The following is an 18,423-nucleotide window of genomic DNA, read 5'->3' as shown; positions in this document are numbered from 1 at the left end:
ACGCCCACTTATCTTGCTTAACTATCACTATTCGCGTCCCTACCTTCGGGCACTACACCCCCCAAAAAAAATCAACGACTGTGCCAGGAAAAAGAACCCTGAGGCTATTGTTAGCTTTGTTCCTGCCTAAGTCGCGTTGCGGCATGAAAATCTCTACCTGTTCCCGAATTTTGGGCTGAATCCCAGACAATACATACTCAATGAAATCCTCTAACACTGAAATGTCTTGAGACACTTTGTGAATACCGGATGATTCAATTTATACATTCACAGACTGCGCCCACATTGAACGGTACTCCCTGAAAACAGGGACCTTACCGTTGAAGAAGACTTCATTGAATGGTTAGGCCTTACTTTTTCACGAAGCCCAAGTGTAGGGCTTTTGTTTCCTCAACAACAAGCTGTAGACATTCGGATAGTTCATCTTCAAGGTAGAAAAACTCGCCATGCTTCTCCTGAACGACTTCTTTGTTGTATTCAGAGCCTGTTACGATGATGAGAGACTCATGCGCCACATGGTTCCTTTGCGCTCTGAGCTTGTTCAAGCGCTTCAGGAGTTCTTTGTTGCCGTTTAGCTTGCCGAAAACATTTAACAGCCTTTCGAGGGGAAAGTTCTCAACGTCTGATATCGAATAATCAAAGTGCATACGACCATTCAGAGATAAGTCGATAAACTCATAGGCTCGCCCTATATAGAGCTTAAGCGTCAGCTCCAGTAACTGGAAATTACTGAGAATACGCAATGTCATTTCTTTGTATGATTCGCGCACATCAATCATTTCGGTTCCTAAGAGTGTATTGTACCGATCGTGTGAGATCAGCTCCCTTGCAAGCTACATTACCTTGTAAGGTCAGAAAATCCAATGTCCTCTTTTGGCACATAGCAGGCTTTCGACTTTCATTAGATGCGTACATTTGATCTGTAATCCTCGGTTCCAACTGAACTCTTACAACACGATATCTAGCAAGTCGGTGGCGACTCAGTCGAGCGGAAATTAAGTTAATGAAGAAGCAAAAAAATAGAGGTTCTTAAAGTCATGAAAAAACAAGTAAAGTCTTACTTTAATCAGAAGTCAAATATTTCAATGACTTACATAAAAGTAAGTCTTACAATGATTGTATAATTTATGTCTAATCGTCCCCCGCTGCGCATTCTAACCCGGTAATTGCCTTGATATGGCTCTATGTGAATGTCGGAACCACCGTCAACGGCGCATGAGGATAAAAGACTATCAACGTATTCAACAGCTGACTCTTGAAGAGGCTTATGGGCTGAAAATGAACCGGAACCTCTGACAATCAGCGCGTGTTTGTGGCTAAACAAACTTAATAAAACCGAGTCAACGGGGTCATGGCCTGGATCCTGTGACAGCAGCACCCACGAGCTACCCTCGGTGAGTAGTGTCAATCCGTGCTGCTTTAGGAATCGCTTGTTTTGTGTTGCTTCTGTTAGATTTTCGTTTGCAAGCAACGCCAAGTCGAGCTCTGTGGTGAGGCAAGATCCAATATAAGACATTATTGAGCAATACCTCGTTGACAGTCACTGACCACACTTCGGCTTTGCTGGTAATCAGAGCAGCTGATGCGCCATTTCAGATGGGTGCTTGAAGGCACTGATGTTAGCTCAACAGACAACGGCTGTTCATCAATGGTCACTGAAGCTAACTGGAGGCTAATACGAGAGTCGTTGCCAATACTGAGGCTAGTCAATTCCGCTGGTAATGGCGATGGGACATTCGGTAGCCCATTCTGACCGGCCTGTGCGCAGTCAGATAACTGCCCTTCCGTTTGCCAACATAGCGCTATTGCTAATTGAAAGGGTTGAGCGTGCGCCATCGCCTTCGTGACTTTTGCTTGCTGGGTGTAATAGGTATAGGACGGCACAGCAATGGCCGACAATATCGCGATGATAGCGACCACCACCATCATTTCTATAAGACTAAAACCGTTGTAATGAGTGTTTGCATCCTGCATAAGACAGCTCCTGATAAAAAGTCAGGAAACTGTCGTCTATTAAGCAGATTTTGTCGAATGTATTTATTTGTAAGCTATTGGCGGATTCAGGAAATTCTCATTGATAAGTCAATGGCTTGAATGTTTTTCGTTAAAGCACCTGAAGAGATAAAATCAACGCCGGTGGCCGCTAACTCAGCCAAGCGCTCATCGGTAATGTTGCCTGACACTTCCAGTTTGGCTTGATGCTCCGCGTTATTATTCGTTGCGACAGCTGTTTCTATATCGGTCAAACTGAAGTTATCCAGCATAATAATGTCAGCTTTCGCTTTCAGTGCCTGTTCAAACTCGTCTAAGTTTTCAACTTCCACCTCAACTGTTTTTCCTGGGTTAAGCTGCTTAGCTTTGTTAATGGCTTGCTCGATGCCGCCACAGGCCATGATATGGTTCTCTTTAATTAAGTAGGCGTCGTACAAACCAATTCGGTGGTTTGCACCACCACCGCAGCGAACCGCAAATTTTTGCGCCAGTCGCATGCCGGGTAGGGTTTTACGGGTATCCAGCAGTGTCGTATTGGTGCCTTCCAGTAAACGACTGTACTGGTGTGTCAACGTTGCTGTGGCTGACAGTGTCTGTAAAAAATTCAGAGCGGTGCGCTCGCCGGTTAATAATACGCGGCTTGGGCCTTCTAAGTCACACAGTGTGGTATTGGCTTCTACCATATCGCCATCCTTGACGTGCCAGTTTAACGCGACGTCCTGACCAAGTTGTTTAAACACTTCATTAACCCACTCAACACCACAGACAACCGCCTTGTCGCGAGTGATAATGGTCGCTTTAGAATGACTGGTAGGGCTAATTAGCTGCGCGGTAATGTCCAGACTGGCATCTTTTTCGGACAAATCTTCCACCAACGCGTTACGAACACCTTCCTGAATGGCGAGTTGCAATTCATGCTGACTCATATTGGCTTTACCTTTTTACAGACAATACGGATACTAGGGGGCAAACTTTACCGTTTTGTTGAGCCTGTGAAAAGCGAACAACTGAAAAACCATAAAATAACTCACGCTATGCAACACGCGTCGCCGCACTTTGACGAGCGGCCCAGTGATGTTGATATTAACCTGTTAGTTATTCACTGTATTAGCTTGCCTGAAGGCGACTATGGTACGCCTTACGTCAAAGACTTATTTATGGGGGAGCTCGATAGCAGCGCACACCCCGACTTAGCACCACTGCAAGGGCTGCGCGTATCCGCGCATTGTGTTATTCGCCGTGACGGCACGCTGGAACAATATGTGCCCTTTGATAAGCGAGCTTGGCACGCGGGTCAGTCCCGGTACTGTGGGCGCAAACGTTGTAATGACTTTAGTATTGGTATTGAGCTAGAAGGCACGGACAAGACTGCCTATACTGACAAGCAGTATGAATGCTTGGTGGGGGTCACAAAGTTGTTGTTGAAGCACTATCCAAAACTGAATCGGCACCGCATTGTTGGCCATGAGGATATCGCGCCGGGTCGAAAGACGGATCCAGGCATTGGTTTTGACTGGTCAAAATACCTGAATCAATTGTAAAAGGAGCACTAGATGGTTCTCATCGCGTTGCTAATCGCATTGAGTATCGAGCGGCTTTACCATAGTCCGGATGCGTTACATTGGCAGTTTTACTTAAACCGCTGGCAACGCTGGAGTGCCGCAAAGCTCAACGATGAAAAATGGCAAAGTGCTCCGGCAAGCTTTTTACGAATGATGGTGCCTGCGTTCTTTGTTGGTGTGCTCGTATTGCTACTTGATAACTTGTTGGTGACGTTTCTTGTCAGTATTGGCGCGCTGCTTCTGGCCATTAACTGTGAGCCCGCCCGCATTCATTATAAAGCGTATTTAAACGCCGCAAACCGTGGCGATGACGCGGATAGTGAGCGCCACCGTCAAGCGCTTGCAGACGACTCCGGTTTGAATAAGAGCGCGTTAATTAATCAATCTCTGATATGGATCAACTACCGACAGTATTTAGCCGTCCTATTTTATTTCGTGCTGTTTGGTAGCTTTGGCGCGTTAGTTTATGCCACTTTCCGGATCGCTTCTGATGCAGAAAAGAGGCAAGAATCACCCGATAACTCAACGAGTTACTGGACACGTCTGCTGTGGTTCGCTGACTGGATTCCCGTTAGACTAGCGGGGTTTGGTTTGCTGATCGTCGGTCATTTCTCACGCGCACTGCCGGTCTGGATTCGGTTAACAACCATGCCTTACAGCGAGCCTAAAAACCTGTTATTTGAAGTGGCAGAAAATGCAGAGGATACGCCACAGCATCCGGATGACAAGACAGAGCACGCGACCTGCCAACTTAAACTGATGCGCAGGCAACAAATCTTCTGGGTGACAGTGATTGCGGTATTAACGCTTTTCGGCACCATTTTGTAGCTGGTTGTACCAGCGCAGAAAAATTTGGGCTACTGCTCTAAATGATTTAGAATAACAGCATCTTTTGGTCTGACCAATTTACCGAAATGTCTGAATTGCCTATTAAACAAACGAAACTATCCGATACAATCGTTGCTCATTTAGAGCAAATGATTGTGGATGGTCGTTTGCGCGCAGGTCAGAAACTGCCGTCAGAAAGACAGCTGGCGCAACAGTTTAATGTGTCCAGACCCTCTTTACGTGAAGCCATTCAGAAGCTTGAAGCGAAAGGCGTTGTTGAGCGCCGGCAAGGCGGTGGCACTTATGTGGTGAATACGGTTAACGAGCAACTGACCCAGCCTTTATTTGAGTTATTGGCAAAACACCCTGAATCGCAGTTTGATTTGCTGGAATTTCGTCATGCACTGGAAGGCATTTCGTCATTTTATGCGGCACTGAGAGGTACCAAAGCCGATCTAGAACGCATCGAAGAGAGTATTAAAGGAATAATGCAAAGCCAGAGCGACCCAATTAACGAGCAGGTGGACGCTTTGGTTGAGTTCTACCACCGTATAGCTGAAGCCTCTCACAATGTGATTCTAATGCACGTTGTGCAGGGCATGCAGGAATTATTAGCGGAAAATATTCGCCAAAACTTAGACATTATTGGCGGTCGTAAAGAATTACTGGAAAAACTGAATCAACACCGTCAGCAATTGGTTAGCGCCATTGTTGATGGACAACCGGAGCAAGCGCGGGATGCGTGTCACCAACATTTGACCTATATTGAACAGATATTGTTAGAGTTAGGCAAAGAACAGTCTCGTATTCAGCGTTCGCTGCGACGTTCCTGAATTGATAAGAAGGTAAGGAATTGCTATGAGTGATCAATTAACACAAGATGTCGACACACAGGAAACTCAGGAGTGGTTAGATGCTCTTGAGGGTGTGCTGGATGCAGAAGGTCCGGAGCGCGCTCACTTCCTGTTAGAGCAGTTAGTCGATAAGGCTCGCCGAAATGGAGCCTACCTGCCTTATAAGCCAACCACGGCCTATTTGAACACGATTCCTGCCAGCCAGGAACCGACCATGCCGGGTAATCAAACGATGGAAGCGCGCATTCGTTCAGCAATTCGCTGGAATGCGGTTATGATGGTCTTGCGCGCCTCACAAAAAGGCGAAGAATTGGGCGGGCATATCGCCAGCTTCGCCTCATCAGCAATGCTTTACGATGTGGGCTTTAACCACTTCTTCCGTGCGCCAAACGACAAAGACGGTGGTGACTTCCTATTCATTCAGGGTCACGCGTCGCCAGGTATTTATGGTCGAGCGTTCTTAGAAGGCCGTTTGACCGAAGAGCAGCTGAACAATTTCCGTCAGGAAGTGGAAGGTAAAGGTCTACCTTCGTATCCTCACCCAAACTTAATGCCTGATTTCTGGCAATTCCCGACCGTATCAATGGGCTTAGGACCAATTCAGGCAATTTACTTAGCCCGTTTCCTGAAATACCTGACAGACCGTGGCATTAAAGATTGCTCAAATCAGCGTGTTTACTGCTTTATGGGTGATGGTGAGACCGATGAGCCAGAAAGCTTGGGTGCTATTGGCCTGGCCGCACGTGAAGAGTTAGACAACCTAACCTTTGTCATTAACTGTAACCTGCAGCGCTTAGATGGTCCGGTGCGTGGTAACGGTAAAATCATTCAGGAACTGGAAGGCACGTTCCACGGCGCAGGCTGGGAAGTGATTAAGGTTATCTGGGGTCGTTATTGGGATCCACTGTTGTATCGTGACACCGAAGGTAAGTTGCAGCAGCTGATGGAAGAAACCGTTGACGGTGACTACCAGAACTTTAAAGCCAAAGGCGGTAAATTTACCCGTGAAAACTTCTTTGGTAAGTATCCTGAAACCGAAGAAATGGTTGCCAACTTGTCAGACGAAGACATCTGGCGCCTGAACCGTGGTGGTCACGATCCGGTCAAAGTGTACTCGGCCTACCATAAAGCCGCGAACACTAAAGGTCGTCCGCAGGTTATTTTGGCGAAAACCGTGAAAGGTTATGGCATGGGCGCCGCCGGTGAAGGGAAAAACATTGCCCACCAGGTGAAGAAAATGGACATGGATGCCATTAAGCATCTGCGCGACCGCTTCAACATTCCGTTTAAAGACGAAGAGTTAGAAGACTTACCGTATTACAAGTTTGAAGACGACAGCGACGAAATGAAGTATATGAACGAACGTCGTGAAAGTCTGAATGGCTACATGCCAGTACGTCGTCCTGAATCGGACGTTGAACTTGAGCTGCCATCGCTGAAGGCGTTTGATGCAGTCTTGAAAGGCTCTGGCGACCGTGAGATTTCGTCGACCATGGCGTTTGTGCGTGTTCTTACCGCATTGCTGAAAGACAAGAAAATTGGTAAGCGTATTGTTCCTATTATCCCGGATGAGGCTCGTACCTTCGGTATGGAGGGCTTATTCCGTCAGGTTGGTATTTATGCCCACCATGGCCAGAAGTACACGCCGCAGGATAAAGACCAGGTTGCCTATTATCGTGAAGATAAAAAAGGCCAGGTGATTCAGGAAGGTATTAACGAATTGGGCGCAATGGCGTCATGGGTGGCAGCGGGTACCAGTTACTCGTTGAACAACGAACCGATGATTCCGTTCTACATTTATTACTCGATGTTCGGCTTCCAGCGTGTCGGCGACTTAGTCTGGGCAGCCGGCGACAGCCAAACTCGCGGCTTCCTGGTCGGCGGTACAGCCGGTCGTACAACGCTGAACGGTGAAGGCCTGCAGCACCAGGACGGGCACAGCTTAGTGCACTTTGGTACGGTGCCAAACTGCATCAGCTACGACCCAACCTACGGTTATGAAATTGCTGTCATTGTTCAGGACGGCCTGAAGCGCATGTTTGGCGATCAGGAAAATGTGTTCTACTACATTACCGTCATGAACGAAAACTACCATCAGCCGGAAATGCCAGAAGGCGTTGAAGAAGGCATTCTGAAAGGTATTTACGAGCTAGATAAGGTAAAAGCCAAGAAGAAAGCCAAAGGTGATGTGCAGCTCTTAGGTAGCGGCACCATTTTACAGCAGGTACGCAAAGCAGCTGATATTCTTGCTGAGGACTACGACATTAACTCAACGGTATACAGCGTAACCTCGTTTAACGAGCTGGCGCGTGACGGTTTAGACACCGACCGTTGGAACATGCTGCATCCTGAGAAGAAAGAAAAAGAAGCTTACATTACACAAGTGATGAAGAAAGCCAAAGGTCCTGCGGTTGCGGCAACTGACTACGTGAAGCTGTATGCCGATCAGGTTCGTGCCTGGGTACCAACACCATACCGCGTGCTGGGCACCGATGGTTATGGTCGTTCTGACAGCCGTGCGAACTTGCGTAAGCACTTTGAAATTGACCCGCAGTACATTGTGGTTGCGGCGTTAAAAGAGCTGGCAGACCAAGGTGATATCGATAAGAAAGTGGTGGCAAAAGCTATCAAAGACTACGGTATCGACACTGACAAACTGAACCCACGTTTGGCGTAAGGAGGTACTGAGATGGCCGATCAAATCGAACTCAAAGTCCCCGACGTGGGCGGTGAAGAAGTAGAAGTCATTGAAATTCTCGTCAGTGAAGGCGATACCGTTGAACAAGAAGACGGTATCGTGACGGTTGAAAGTGACAAAGCGTCAATGGATATTCCGGCGTCTTCAGGTGGCAAAATTGTTGAGCTGAAAGTCAAAGAAGGCGACACCATCAGCGAAGGCGATGTACTCGCTATTGTTGAAGCTGCCGGCGATTCTGACTCTTCTGATGATGAAGAAGAGAAAGAAGACGAAAAGTCCGAGGAAAAAGAAGACAAGTCTGACGATAAAGACGAGGAAAAAGCGTCTGAATCGAAAGATGAGGACACAGAAGAAGAGAAAGAAGAATCTTCTGAGCCGAAGAAAAAGTCTTCTGGCGGTAGCAAAGTCATTGATGTAGAGGTACCGGATATCGGTGACGAGGAAGACGTTGAAATCATTGAAGTCTTGGTGTCTAAAGGCGATTCCGTAGCCGAAGAAGATGGCTTAATTACCTTAGAAACCGACAAAGCGACAATGGATGTGCCTTGTCCACAAGACGGCGAAATCGAAGAAATGCTGGTTAGTGTTGGCGACAAGGTGTCACAGGGCTCAGTGATCGCTAAACTGAAGGTATCAGAAGGGGCTGACGATAGTGATGACTCAAGTGACGAGTCAGACAAAGAAGCGGCACCGAAAGAAGAAAGCAAGTCTGACGATGCTGATAAGCAGGAGTCAAAAGGCGACAGCGGCAAAAGTGCTAAGCCAAGTGGCGAACGTCAGCCGCCCGTGCCTGATCACCCAAGCCAACGTAGCGATCGTAAAGAAGGCGTATTGCATGCATCACCAGCAGTACGTCGTGTGGCTCGCGAATTTGGCGTTGACTTGTCACAAGTCAAAGGCTCAGGCCCGAAAAATCGTATCCTGAAAGAAGATGTACAGGACTTCGTTAAATACGAACTGTCTCGTCCGAAAGCCGTTGCTGGTGCAACCGGACAAGGTGGCGGTGGACTGCAGGTTATCGACCCACCGAAGGTCGACTTCAGCAAGTTTGGTGAAGTGGAAGAGGTGCAACTGTCACGCATTCAGCGTAAGTCTGGGCCAAACCTACACCGCAACTGGGTGACGATTCCGCATGTCACGCAATTTGACGAAGCGGATATCACCGAGCTGGAAAAATTCCGTAAAGCCGAAAATGAAGTGGCGAAGAAGCAGGATTTAGGCTTCAAGATAACGCCGCTGGTGTTCATCATGAAAGCTTGTGCGAAAGCGCTGCGTGAATTCCCAACCTTTAACTCATCACTTTCTGAGTCTGGTGAGTCGTTGTACATGAAGAAATATGTACACATTGGTATTGCGGTAGATACACCAAACGGGTTGGTGGTTCCGGTTATTCGTGACGTTGACAAGAAAGGTATTTACGAGCTGTCTGAGGAATTGGTAGAAATTAGCTCGAAAGCCCGTGACGGTAAGTTGAAAGCTGCAGATATGCAAGGTGGCTGCTTCTCAATTTCCAGTCTTGGTGGCATTGGTGGCACAGCGTTTACGCCAATTGTGAACGCACCCGATGTGGCTATCCTTGGGGTTTCAAGAAACGAAATGAAACCTAAGTGGAATGGTAAAGAGTTTGAGCCTCGCTTAACCTTACCGTTGTCATTGTCTTACGATCACCGTGTTATTGATGGTGCTGAGGCTGCTCGCTTTACAGCCTACTTAAGCGGTGTATTGGGAGATATCCGAAAATTGGTGCTTTAAGCACCAATTTGCACGGGAAATACGAATTAATTCGCGCTACAATAGCGCCACATTTAGCGTTGACTGACCGCGGCCAGTGGCTCAACTGGTCGTGACAAAAAAGGGGTTAACATGAGCGACAAAATTACAACACAGGTAGTAGTGTTAGGGTCGGGCCCGGGTGGATATTCAGCGGCTTTCCGTGCGGCTGATTTGGGTCTGGATGTTGTTTTGATTGAGCGTTACAGCACCTTAGGCGGCGTTTGCCTGAACGTTGGCTGTATCCCGTCAAAAGCACTGCTGCACATGACCAAACACATTGAAGAAGCACAGCATTTAGCCGCAGAAGGTATTGAGTTTGGCGAGCCGAAGATTGACCTGGACAAGCTGCGTAAGCATAAAGAGAAAGTGGTTGGGCAATTGACTGGCGGCCTTGGTCAAATGTCAAAAATGCGCAAGGTGAAAGTCGTTAACGGTTACGGAAAATTTACCGGCAGCAACACCATTAAAGTTGAAGGTGACGACGGCGAAACCGAAGTTAAATTTGATAATGCGATTATCGCTGCGGGTTCTCAGGCGATTAAATTGCCGTTCATTCCTCATGATGACGATCGTATCTGGGACTCTACTGATGCCCTTGAACTGAAAGAAATTCCAAAGAAAATGCTGTTGCTTGGCGGCGGTATTATCGCTCTGGAAATGGGTCAGGTTTACGCATCATTAGGCTCTAAAGTCGATGTGGTTGAAATGACGGACCAACTTGTGCCGCCGGCGGATGCGGATATTATCAAGAGCTTTAACAAGCAAATTAAAGGCCGTTTTGAAAATGTGATGTTAAACACCAAAGCGACCAACGTAGAAGCGAAGAAAGATGGTGTTTACGTTACCTTTGAAGGTGATAAAGCGCCAAAAGATCCGGTCAAGTACGATGCGGTTCTGGTCGCCGTTGGCCGCGCGCCAAATGGTAACAAAATTGATGCCGACAAAGCGGGTGTTAACGTTGACGACCGTGGTTTCATTAAAGTCGACAGTCAAATGCGTACTAACGTTGACCACATTTTCGCTATCGGCGACATTGTTGGGCAACCAATGCTGGCGCATAAAGCGGTACACGAATCGCATGTTGCGGCTGAAGTTATTGCTGGTAAAAAGCATTTCTTCGAACCTAAAGTCATTCCTTCTATCATGTATACCAACCCGGAAGTTGCCTGGGCTGGTGTAACCGAAAAAGAAGCGAAAGAACAAGGCATTGAGTACGACGCAGTGACTTTCCCATGGTCTGCATCAGGCCGTGCAATTGCGTCAAATGCACAGCAGGGTATGACGAAACTTATCTTTGATAAGAATAATCGTATTATTGGTGGTGCTATGTGTGGTAGCAATGCCGGCGAGCTGTTGGGCGAAGTTTGCTTAGCCATTGAAATGGGCTGCGACGCGGAAGACATCGCGTTGACGGTTCATGCGCACCCAACCTTACATGAGTCTGTTGGTTTAGCCGCAGAAATTCAGGAAGGGTCAATTACCGATATGCCGAATCCTAAGGCGAAAAAGAAGAAGTAACATTTTGTTACGATAAACTATCGGCAAAACGGCTACATTCAGCGCGAATGTGGCCGTTTTTTTTGCGCTGAATTTCACAATGCGCTAGTTTAATGGGGCTAAAATAACGAACACTATAAAAAGGTGACGACCAATGAAAAAATTGACCGCTGTAGCGCTAGGCGTATCTATGGCATTGACTCTGGGCGCTTGCTCACCGCAGCAAGAGCAAAATAACCAGCAGTCCCAGCAAGTAGAAGAAACCCAACAGCAACTGACGTCGGGCGTTATTCTTGAGAATTTCGACCACAGCGTGAAGCCTCAGAATGATTTGTTCCGCTACGTCAACGGTAGCTGGATTGAGAAAACAGAAATACCGTCGGACCGTTCTTCTATTGGTGCATTCTACGATTTGCGTGAACTGAATCAGAAACGCTTGCGTGACATTATAGAAGGCGCCGCAGCGGCAAACCCGGAGCCGGGTACTCCTGAGCGTAAAATTGGGGACTTTTTCAATGCATACATGGACACTGAAACCCTGAATGAACTAGGCGCTAAGCCAATCGCTAATGACCTTGAAGCCATTCAGGCGTTAGACAGTCATGAAGCGGTTGCTGAGCACATGGCGCGTATGTTCCGTAGCGGCGTTTCCATTCCGTTCGGTTTCTACGTCTACCCTGATGCGAAAGATCCACAAACTAACGCCATGTATATGTACCAAGCGGGTCTTGGCTTGCCCGACCGTGACTACTACCTAAAAGACGAAGAGAAATTTGAAGAGATTCGCGCAGAGTACGTTAGTTACATTACTGACATTCTGGGAATGGTTGGTTTGGAAAATACCGATGAGGCTGCCGAGCGCATTCTGGACTTGGAAACCAAGCTTGCTGAGGTACAGTGGAGCCGTGTAGAAAGCCGTAATGCGGATAAAACCTACAACAAGAAAACCGCTGATGAAGTCGCTGGTATGTTCTCAAACTTTGACTTCAAACGTTTCATAGAAACGTCTGAACTGTCACACGTTGAAGAAATGGTCATTCGCCAGCCGTCGTTCTTCGAAGATTTCGGTAACCTATTTGCTGACGTTGACTTACAAACCTGGCAGGACTATTTGAGCCTGCGTGTCGTCAATGAATATGCATCGGCTCTGAGCGAAGAAATTGGTCAGCGCCGTTTTGATTTCTATGGCACTGTTTTACGTGGCACCCCGGAACAAGAGCCTCGTTGGAAGCGCGCAGTGGACGCAACAAACAGCGTGCTGGGCGAAGTGCTGGGTCAGGTCTACGTTAAAGAATACTTCCCGCCAGAAGCGAAAGAGAAAATGGAAGGTCTTATTGAGAACCTTCGCGAGGCTTATGGTGAGTCCATCAAAAACCTTGAGTGGATGACGGAAGAAACGAAAGAGAAAGCGCTAGAGAAGCTTGCCAAATTTGATCCGAAAGTTGGTTACCCGAATGAATGGCGTGACTACAGCGAGCTGGAAATTTCAGCAACGGACTTAGTGAGCAATTACAAAGCATACGCCGAGTTTAACTACCAGGAAGAGATTGCCAAAATTGGTGGTCCGGTAGATGAAGAAGACTGGGGCATGACACCGCAAACGGTCAATGCTTATTACAGTCCTGTGCGTAATGAAATCGTATTCCCTGCGGGTATTTTACAGCCTCCGTTCTTTGATATGGACGCAGAAATGGCAGTGAACTACGGTGGCATTGGTGCGGTTATCGGTCACGAAATGGGTCATGGTTTTGATGACCAGGGTTCTAAATACGATGGTGACGGCAACCTGCAAAGCTGGTGGACTGACGCCGATCGTGAAGCGTTCGATGAGCGTGGTCAAAAGCTGTCTGAACAGTTTAGCCAATATGAACCTATCGAAGGCTTGAACGTGAATGGCGACCTGACACTGGGCGAAAACATTGGTGACTTAGCCGGTCTGACTATCGCTTATGAAGCGTACAAAATGTCACTGGAGGGTGAACAAGCCCCCGTATTGGATGGCTTTACCGGTAGCCAGCGCGTGTTCATTGGCTGGGCACAAGTATGGCGCGGTAAGTACCGTGAAGACGCGATTCGTCAACAGGTCATGAGCGACCCTCATTCACCAGCTGAATATCGTGTTAACGGCACGGTTGTTAACGTACCAGCGTTTTACGAAGCGTTCGACGTGAAAGAAGGTGACGAGCTGTACGTAGCACCAGAAAATCGTGTTACTATTTGGTAATGATGAAAACGCTAACGGTAATTTTGACATTAATAACGGTGTTGTTGGTGGGGAGTTTCTCCTCACCAATAGCGCACGCTATGCCAATGTCAGATGCCGTTAGCGCTTCTACTCATGACATGTCCGGGCATGATTGTTGCGATGAAACGAACGCGGCTATGCAACAGAGCAGCTGTGACGAAGAAAGCTCATTTTGCCAGCATTGTGAACAACACTGTGCTGGCCAAATTGGCTTGACCAATGTATTCAATGTTATTGAAAATACCTCTCTTTCACAAAGCTACACAATGAGTGAACTCTCCTTGTGGCAGCGCACAGAACGTCTTATTCGGCCGCCAAAATTGACCACAGCTTAATAAAAAGAAATCCGCTTTCTTAGTAAAGTTTGTTGTCATTATTTTAGGTGGTAAACCATGCGAATTTTATTACTGGCGCTAATTGCGCTTATTTTCAGTACGCCAACATTCAGCTCATTCGCCGCAGCGTTGCAAGACCATAGTGAGCATCAGCATCAGAGTCAGCACGACAGTGATAAGAGCCCCTTTGATGCTGGAACCGAATACGTGTGCCCTATGCATAGTCAGATCGTAAAAGACGAGCCAGGCACTTGCCCGATATGCGGTATGGACTTGGTGGAGCGAGAGAAAAAGCAGGAACCTCAAATGGCTGAGGATGGTCATAGCGGACATGACATGAGCGCTATGTCTTCACAAAAGAGCTTTCATGTCCCCAAGGCGCAGCAACAGGCGATACGTGTCACCACGGCGAAAGCCACTCGTAAAGATCTGCAGCCCATGCTAAAGGCTCAGGCGCAGGTACGCTGGCAACAGTCGGCAAAGTATCATGTGCATTCTCGCGCCGAGGGTTGGGTTGAAGAATTATATGCCGATGTTGAAGGTCAGTGGGTAGAGCAGGCCGAAAAACTTTACCGAGTGTATGCGCCTGATTTAGTCGTTGCTCAAGACGACTATCTTCAACTTCTTAACTCACTAAACGAAGTAGGCAACGCCGAAAGTCAGCGGCAATTCAAACGTCGGGGGAAACAACGCTTACTGCTGCTGGGGATGAATGAGCAACAAATTAGCGAGCTGGAAAAAACAAGGCAAGCGTCCTACGAAGTGGACTATTATGCGCCGCAGTCGGGCTATGTCACTGAACTTAATATTCAGCAAGGCATGTATGTGAGTCCGGGGTTAGAATTAATGACCATTACTGACGACCAACAGCTCTGGTTTATGCTCGATATTCCAGTGCGCTATGCTGACCAACTCAGTACCGGTCAAATGGTCCACTTAAGTTCGGATCAGGTAAGTGGCCACTGGATGAACAAAATTGACTACGTTTACCCGCAAGTAGACCCACAGACTCAAACACTCACCGCTCGTGTGCCTATTGATAGTTCCATAGATAGCCTTCGAGAGGGACTATGGGCAACCGGCCATGTTGAGCTGTCGCCCGTAAAAAACGCCTTGGCTGTTCCGGTTAAAAGTTTAATTACGACGGCTAAAAATAATCGGGTCCTGGTACAAGTGGGTGAACAGGCGTTTGCTGTAAGGGAAGTTAAGACCGGCCTGCGCGTTGACGATGAAGTGGTGATAACAGACGGTCTTTCTGAGGGTGAGCGAGTGGTTACTAACGGTCAGTTCCTTTTAGATTCTGAAGCGTCACTGCGAGGGATGCAGCCAGACGGTGAGAAAGCACCTGCCATGTCTCATGAACATGGAGGCCACTAATGCTTACCCGAATTATACAAGCTTCGCTGCGTAACCCATTGCTGGTATTGCTGTTGTTCGCTGCGTTAAGCTATTTAGCGTGGCAGTCGCTGCAGCAAACCAAATTGGATGCGATTCCTGACTTGTCTGACGTGCAGGTCATTGTCAAAACCAACTATCCGGGGCAGGCACCTGCGGTGGTTGAAGAACAAGTCACTTATCCGCTTTCCAGCGTGATGTTGTCAGTACCCAATACAAAGTCGGTGCGTGGCTTTTCTTTTTTTGGCGATTCTTACGTCTACGTTATTTTTGAAGAGGGAACGGACCCTTACTGGGCTAGAAGCCGGGTAATAGAGTATTTGGATCAGGCTAAGAGTCAGTTGCCGGCTGACGTGCAGCCCAGCCTCGGTCCTGACGCCACCGGTGTTGGTTGGATTTACCAATACGCCCTGGTTGATAACAGTGGTGAACATAATCTAGGAGAGCTCACACGGTTACAAAACTGGTACCTTCAGCAAGAGTTGCAAAGTGTTGAGGGGGTTGCCGAAGTCGCCCGCGTTGGCGGCATGGTGGAGACTTACCAAGTTGTTGTTGAGCCCAGCAAATTGCATCAGTATGAATTAACACTGACAGACATTGAGCGCGCTATTCAACAGGCCAATGCCGAAGTCGGTGGTTCTGTGGTGGAAATGGCCGAAGCCGAGTATATGGTGAGAGGGCTTGGTTACATTCAATCTATCGAAGACTTGCGCCAACTGCCATTAGTGAAGCGTTCAGAGAACGATGGAGTGCTGTTACTGGAAGATGTCGCTCACGTTCGTCTAGGCCCACAGGTACGTCGGGGCGTTGCTGATTTAGATGGCGAAGGTGAAGTGGTTGGCGGTATTGTGGTGATGCGTTACGGCGCTAATGCATTGCAGACCATTGATAACGTCAAAGCAAAACTCGATGAGTTAAAACAAGGTTTACCCGAAGGCGTTGAGCTTGTCACTACTTACGATCGATCGCAGCTGATTCAGGCATCGGTTGATAATCTTACCTCGAAGCTCATTGAAGAAATGGCATTGGTCGCGATTGTCTGTGTCTTGTTCTTATGGCACGCGCGCTCAGCGTTAGTGGCGGTTATTAGTCTGCCGCTGTCAGTGTTACTCGCTATTTGGATAATGAACGGGCTGGGTATCAGCGCCAATATTATGAGTCTAGGTGGCATTGCCATAGCTATTGGTGCTCTGGTCGATGCCGCTATTGTAATGATAGAAAATGCGCATAAGCATTTGTATGCGTATCAGGAACAGCACAAAGAGCCAGCAAAAGGTGCTCATCGTTGGCGCCTCATTACCGATGCGTGCAGCGAAGTAGGCCCATCTCTGTTTTTCTCTTTGCTGGTCATAACCGTGAGCTTTATTCCGGTCTTTGCGCTGCAAGGTCAGCAGGGTAGGTTATTTGAACCGTTAGCGTATACAAAAACGCTGGCGATGGGGGCGGCCTCTATTCTGGCGGTAACACTCATTCCCGTGCTCATTGCGCTACTCGTCAGAGGAAAAATTCCATCGGAAAATGCCAACCCGTTAACTCGGGGACTCATTTGGCTCTATCGGCCGTTTTTAAATCTCACGCTGCGCTGGCCGAAAGTGCTTATCATTTTGTGTGTCGCTGTGACGGCAACCGCTTGGTATCCGTGGCAAAAGCTTGATTATGAACTTATGCCGCCGTTGTATGAGGGCGACTTAATGTATATGCCGACGACATTACCGGGTATCAGCGTCAACGAAGCCGGAGAGCTGCTTCAACAAACCGATGAGCTGATAGCACAGCATCCGCAAGTTGAACGTGTCTTTGGCAAAATCGGACGGGCAGATACCGCGACGGATCCGGCACCGTTAACCATGATTGAGACCAGTATTACTCTGACACCGGAGTCGGAATGGCCTGAGGGTAAAACGGTGGATGACATCATTGCGGAGCTGGATGACGCCGTTCAGATTCCGGGGCTGACAAACGCCTGGGTTATGCCCATAAGAACTCGCATAGAAATGTTGGCAACGGGAGTTAAAACACCGTTGGCGATAAAGGTGAGCGGAGCCGAGTTCGGTGAAATACAAACGTTGGCAACCACTATTGAAAAGCGTCTAGCGGAGCGACAAGAAACGGCATCGGTTATTGCGGAACGGGCCGCCGACGGACGCTATATTGAAGTGACTCCAAAGCTGCGTGAGGCAGCTCGCTTTGGTTTAACGCAAGCGGATATTCAAAAGCATCTGACTCAGGCTATTGGAGGAGCGAAGATAGCCACCTCAGTGCAAGGCAATGAGCGTTTCCCGATTAACTTGCGCTATCCGCGTAATGCACGTGACCATATTGATAAGTTGCGAGAGCTGCCGATTAGGGCCGATGGGCGCTGGTTAACCTTATCGGATGTGGCAACCGTTGAGCTGAGCTCAGGACCTGCTGTGTTAAAAAGCGAAAATGCGCGTTTAAGCAGCTGGGTGTTTATTGAACCTGCCGCTGGTGTGACGGTGAGTGAGTACATCGCAGCGGTGAATGATGAACTTAGCCAACTGGAAATGCCAACCGGTTATAACTGGAGCTGGACGGGACAGTACCAGGCCATGCAACAAGTCGAAGCCGATCTGAAAGAGATTATTCCGCTGACATTAGCGCTGATTCTTATACTGTTGTATTTGACGTTTCGCTCCATGAACCAGGCATTGTTGGTTATCGCTACTTTACCACTGGCGTTAACTGGGAGCTTATGGTTGCTCTACTGGCTTGACTATAACCTGTCGCTGGCGGTTGTGGTCGGCATGATAGCCCTTGCGGGTGTTGCTGCAGAATTTGGTGTGGTGATGCTGCTTTACCTAAATAATGCCTGGAAAGGCGTTGGTGAAAAGCGCGAACAGCTGGAGTCCGCTATTGTTGAAGGGGCTGTGCTGCGAGTGCGGCCCAAAGCGATGACCGTAGCAACCATAGTGATTGGGCTCCTGCCGATTATGCTGGGTAGTGGCATTGGCAACGAGGTCATGCAGCGCATTGCCGCGCCAATGGTCGGCGGCATGATTTTGGCGCCATTGGTCTCTATGTTGCTCATTCCTGCTGTGTTTTATCTTGGGAGGAAGTAGCTTAGGGAATACCGGCCGCTGAGAGGATGTTTCGCCTGAGCAATGAAGGGCTTTATGCCAGAGACTCTGCAAGTTCATCCATGAACGCTTGACGAAGGCCATCCATGGCCTTCGACACTCTGTCATAAAGCCCTTCATCACTCGTAACGCTTACCTCCCCTCAG

At 48.1% G+C, this 18,423-nt stretch carries 13 protein-coding genes; 10 read left to right on the top strand and 3 right to left on the bottom strand.

Annotated features, from left to right (window positions below):
- Positions 1-350: 350 nt before the first annotated feature.
- The 3 genes from CEW91_RS10340 to nadC form a co-directional block, all read right to left on the bottom strand.
- A complete protein-coding gene (locus CEW91_RS10340; protein ID WP_088768262.1) occupies positions 351-779 on the bottom strand; it encodes a hypothetical protein in 429 nt (142 codons plus the stop codon).
- A 736-nt stretch (positions 780-1,515) separates the two neighbouring features.
- A complete protein-coding gene (locus CEW91_RS10330; protein ID WP_088768875.1) occupies positions 1,516-1,974 on the bottom strand; it encodes a pilin in 459 nt (152 codons plus the stop codon).
- Positions 1,975-2,060: 86 nt separating this feature from the next.
- Positions 2,061-2,918, bottom strand: coding sequence for a carboxylating nicotinate-nucleotide diphosphorylase (nadC, locus tag CEW91_RS10325; protein ID WP_088768874.1), 858 nt, complete (start codon positions 2,916-2,918; stop codon positions 2,061-2,063).
- Between the two features lie 66 nt (positions 2,919-2,984).
- On the opposite strand from nadC, the gene ampD reads away from it, so the two are divergent.
- From ampD to CEW91_RS10275, 10 genes are all read left to right on the top strand, one after another.
- Positions 2,985-3,533, top strand: a complete 549-nt coding sequence (ampD, locus tag CEW91_RS10320) for a 1,6-anhydro-N-acetylmuramyl-L-alanine amidase AmpD (protein ID WP_088769407.1) — start codon at positions 2,985-2,987, stop codon at positions 3,531-3,533.
- Positions 3,534-3,545: 12 nt separating this feature from the next.
- Entirely contained in the window at positions 3,546-4,382 is an 837-nt protein-coding gene (gene ampE, locus CEW91_RS10315) for a beta-lactamase regulator AmpE (protein ID WP_088768873.1), read from the top strand.
- A gap of 86 nt (positions 4,383-4,468) precedes the next feature.
- Positions 4,469-5,215: a pyruvate dehydrogenase complex transcriptional repressor PdhR gene (pdhR, locus tag CEW91_RS10310; RefSeq protein ID WP_088768872.1), complete on the top strand. Its 747-nt coding sequence runs from the start codon at positions 4,469-4,471 to the stop codon at positions 5,213-5,215.
- 25 nt (positions 5,216-5,240) lie between these two features.
- Positions 5,241-7,913 carry a pyruvate dehydrogenase (acetyl-transferring), homodimeric type gene (aceE, locus tag CEW91_RS10305; RefSeq protein ID WP_088768871.1) on the top strand — a complete coding sequence of 891 codons (2,673 nt, stop codon included), beginning with the start codon at positions 5,241-5,243 and terminating at the stop codon, positions 7,911-7,913.
- A 12-nt stretch (positions 7,914-7,925) separates the two neighbouring features.
- Positions 7,926-9,686 carry a dihydrolipoyllysine-residue acetyltransferase gene (gene aceF / locus CEW91_RS10300; protein ID WP_088768870.1) on the top strand — a complete coding sequence of 587 codons (1,761 nt, stop codon included), beginning with the start codon at positions 7,926-7,928 and terminating at the stop codon, positions 9,684-9,686.
- Positions 9,687-9,797: 111 nt separating this feature from the next.
- Positions 9,798-11,225, top strand: coding sequence for a dihydrolipoyl dehydrogenase (lpdA, locus tag CEW91_RS10295; protein ID WP_088768869.1), 1,428 nt, complete (start codon positions 9,798-9,800; stop codon positions 11,223-11,225).
- Positions 11,226-11,358: 133 nt separating this feature from the next.
- Positions 11,359-13,428 (top strand): M13 family metallopeptidase, encoded by a 2,070-nt coding sequence (locus CEW91_RS10290; protein ID WP_088768868.1) that lies wholly within the window; start codon positions 11,359-11,361, stop codon positions 13,426-13,428.
- A complete protein-coding gene (locus tag CEW91_RS10285) occupies positions 13,428-13,784 on the top strand; it encodes a hypothetical protein (RefSeq protein ID WP_157776085.1) in 357 nt (118 codons plus the stop codon). Before CEW91_RS10290 ends, CEW91_RS10285 begins: the two co-directional genes overlap by 1 nt.
- 57 nt (positions 13,785-13,841) lie before the next feature.
- On the top strand, positions 13,842-15,161 hold the full coding sequence (locus CEW91_RS10280; protein WP_232506961.1) for an efflux RND transporter periplasmic adaptor subunit: 1,320 nt from the start codon (positions 13,842-13,844) through the stop codon (positions 15,159-15,161).
- Positions 15,161-18,259, top strand: a complete 3,099-nt coding sequence (locus CEW91_RS10275; RefSeq protein WP_088768866.1) for an efflux RND transporter permease subunit — start codon at positions 15,161-15,163, stop codon at positions 18,257-18,259. Before CEW91_RS10280 ends, CEW91_RS10275 begins: the two co-directional genes overlap by 1 nt.
- Positions 18,260-18,423 lie beyond the last annotated feature (164 nt).

The organism is Idiomarina piscisalsi (assembly GCF_002211765.1).
In the GTDB taxonomy this organism is placed as follows: Bacteria; Pseudomonadota; Gammaproteobacteria; order Enterobacterales; family Alteromonadaceae; genus Idiomarina; species Idiomarina piscisalsi_A.
This window is presented reverse-complemented; position numbering and strand designations above follow the sequence as displayed.

What these genes read in the sequence shown, in the direction of transcription:
- CEW91_RS10340 (WP_088768262.1), bottom strand. Translation starts at nt 779, where the DNA reads ATGATTGATGTGCGCGAATCATACAAAGAAATGACATTGCGTATTCTC.
- CEW91_RS10330 (WP_088768875.1), bottom strand. Translation starts at nt 1,974, where the DNA reads ATGCAGGATGCAAACACTCATTACAACGGTTTTAGTCTTATAGAAATG.
- nadC (WP_088768874.1), bottom strand. Translation starts at nt 2,918, where the DNA reads ATGAGTCAGCATGAATTGCAACTCGCCATTCAGGAAGGTGTTCGTAAC.
- ampE (WP_088768873.1), top strand. Translation starts at nt 3,546, where the DNA reads ATGGTTCTCATCGCGTTGCTAATCGCATTGAGTATCGAGCGGCTTTAC.
- pdhR (WP_088768872.1), top strand. Translation starts at nt 4,469, where the DNA reads ATGTCTGAATTGCCTATTAAACAAACGAAACTATCCGATACAATCGTT.
- aceE (WP_088768871.1), top strand. Translation starts at nt 5,241, where the DNA reads ATGAGTGATCAATTAACACAAGATGTCGACACACAGGAAACTCAGGAG.
- aceF (WP_088768870.1), top strand. Translation starts at nt 7,926, where the DNA reads ATGGCCGATCAAATCGAACTCAAAGTCCCCGACGTGGGCGGTGAAGAA.
- lpdA (WP_088768869.1), top strand. Translation starts at nt 9,798, where the DNA reads ATGAGCGACAAAATTACAACACAGGTAGTAGTGTTAGGGTCGGGCCCG.
- CEW91_RS10290 (WP_088768868.1), top strand. Translation starts at nt 11,359, where the DNA reads ATGAAAAAATTGACCGCTGTAGCGCTAGGCGTATCTATGGCATTGACT.
- CEW91_RS10285 (WP_157776085.1), top strand. Translation starts at nt 13,428, where the DNA reads ATGATGAAAACGCTAACGGTAATTTTGACATTAATAACGGTGTTGTTG.
- CEW91_RS10280 (WP_232506961.1), top strand. Translation starts at nt 13,842, where the DNA reads ATGCGAATTTTATTACTGGCGCTAATTGCGCTTATTTTCAGTACGCCA.
- CEW91_RS10275 (WP_088768866.1), top strand. Translation starts at nt 15,161, where the DNA reads ATGCTTACCCGAATTATACAAGCTTCGCTGCGTAACCCATTGCTGGTA.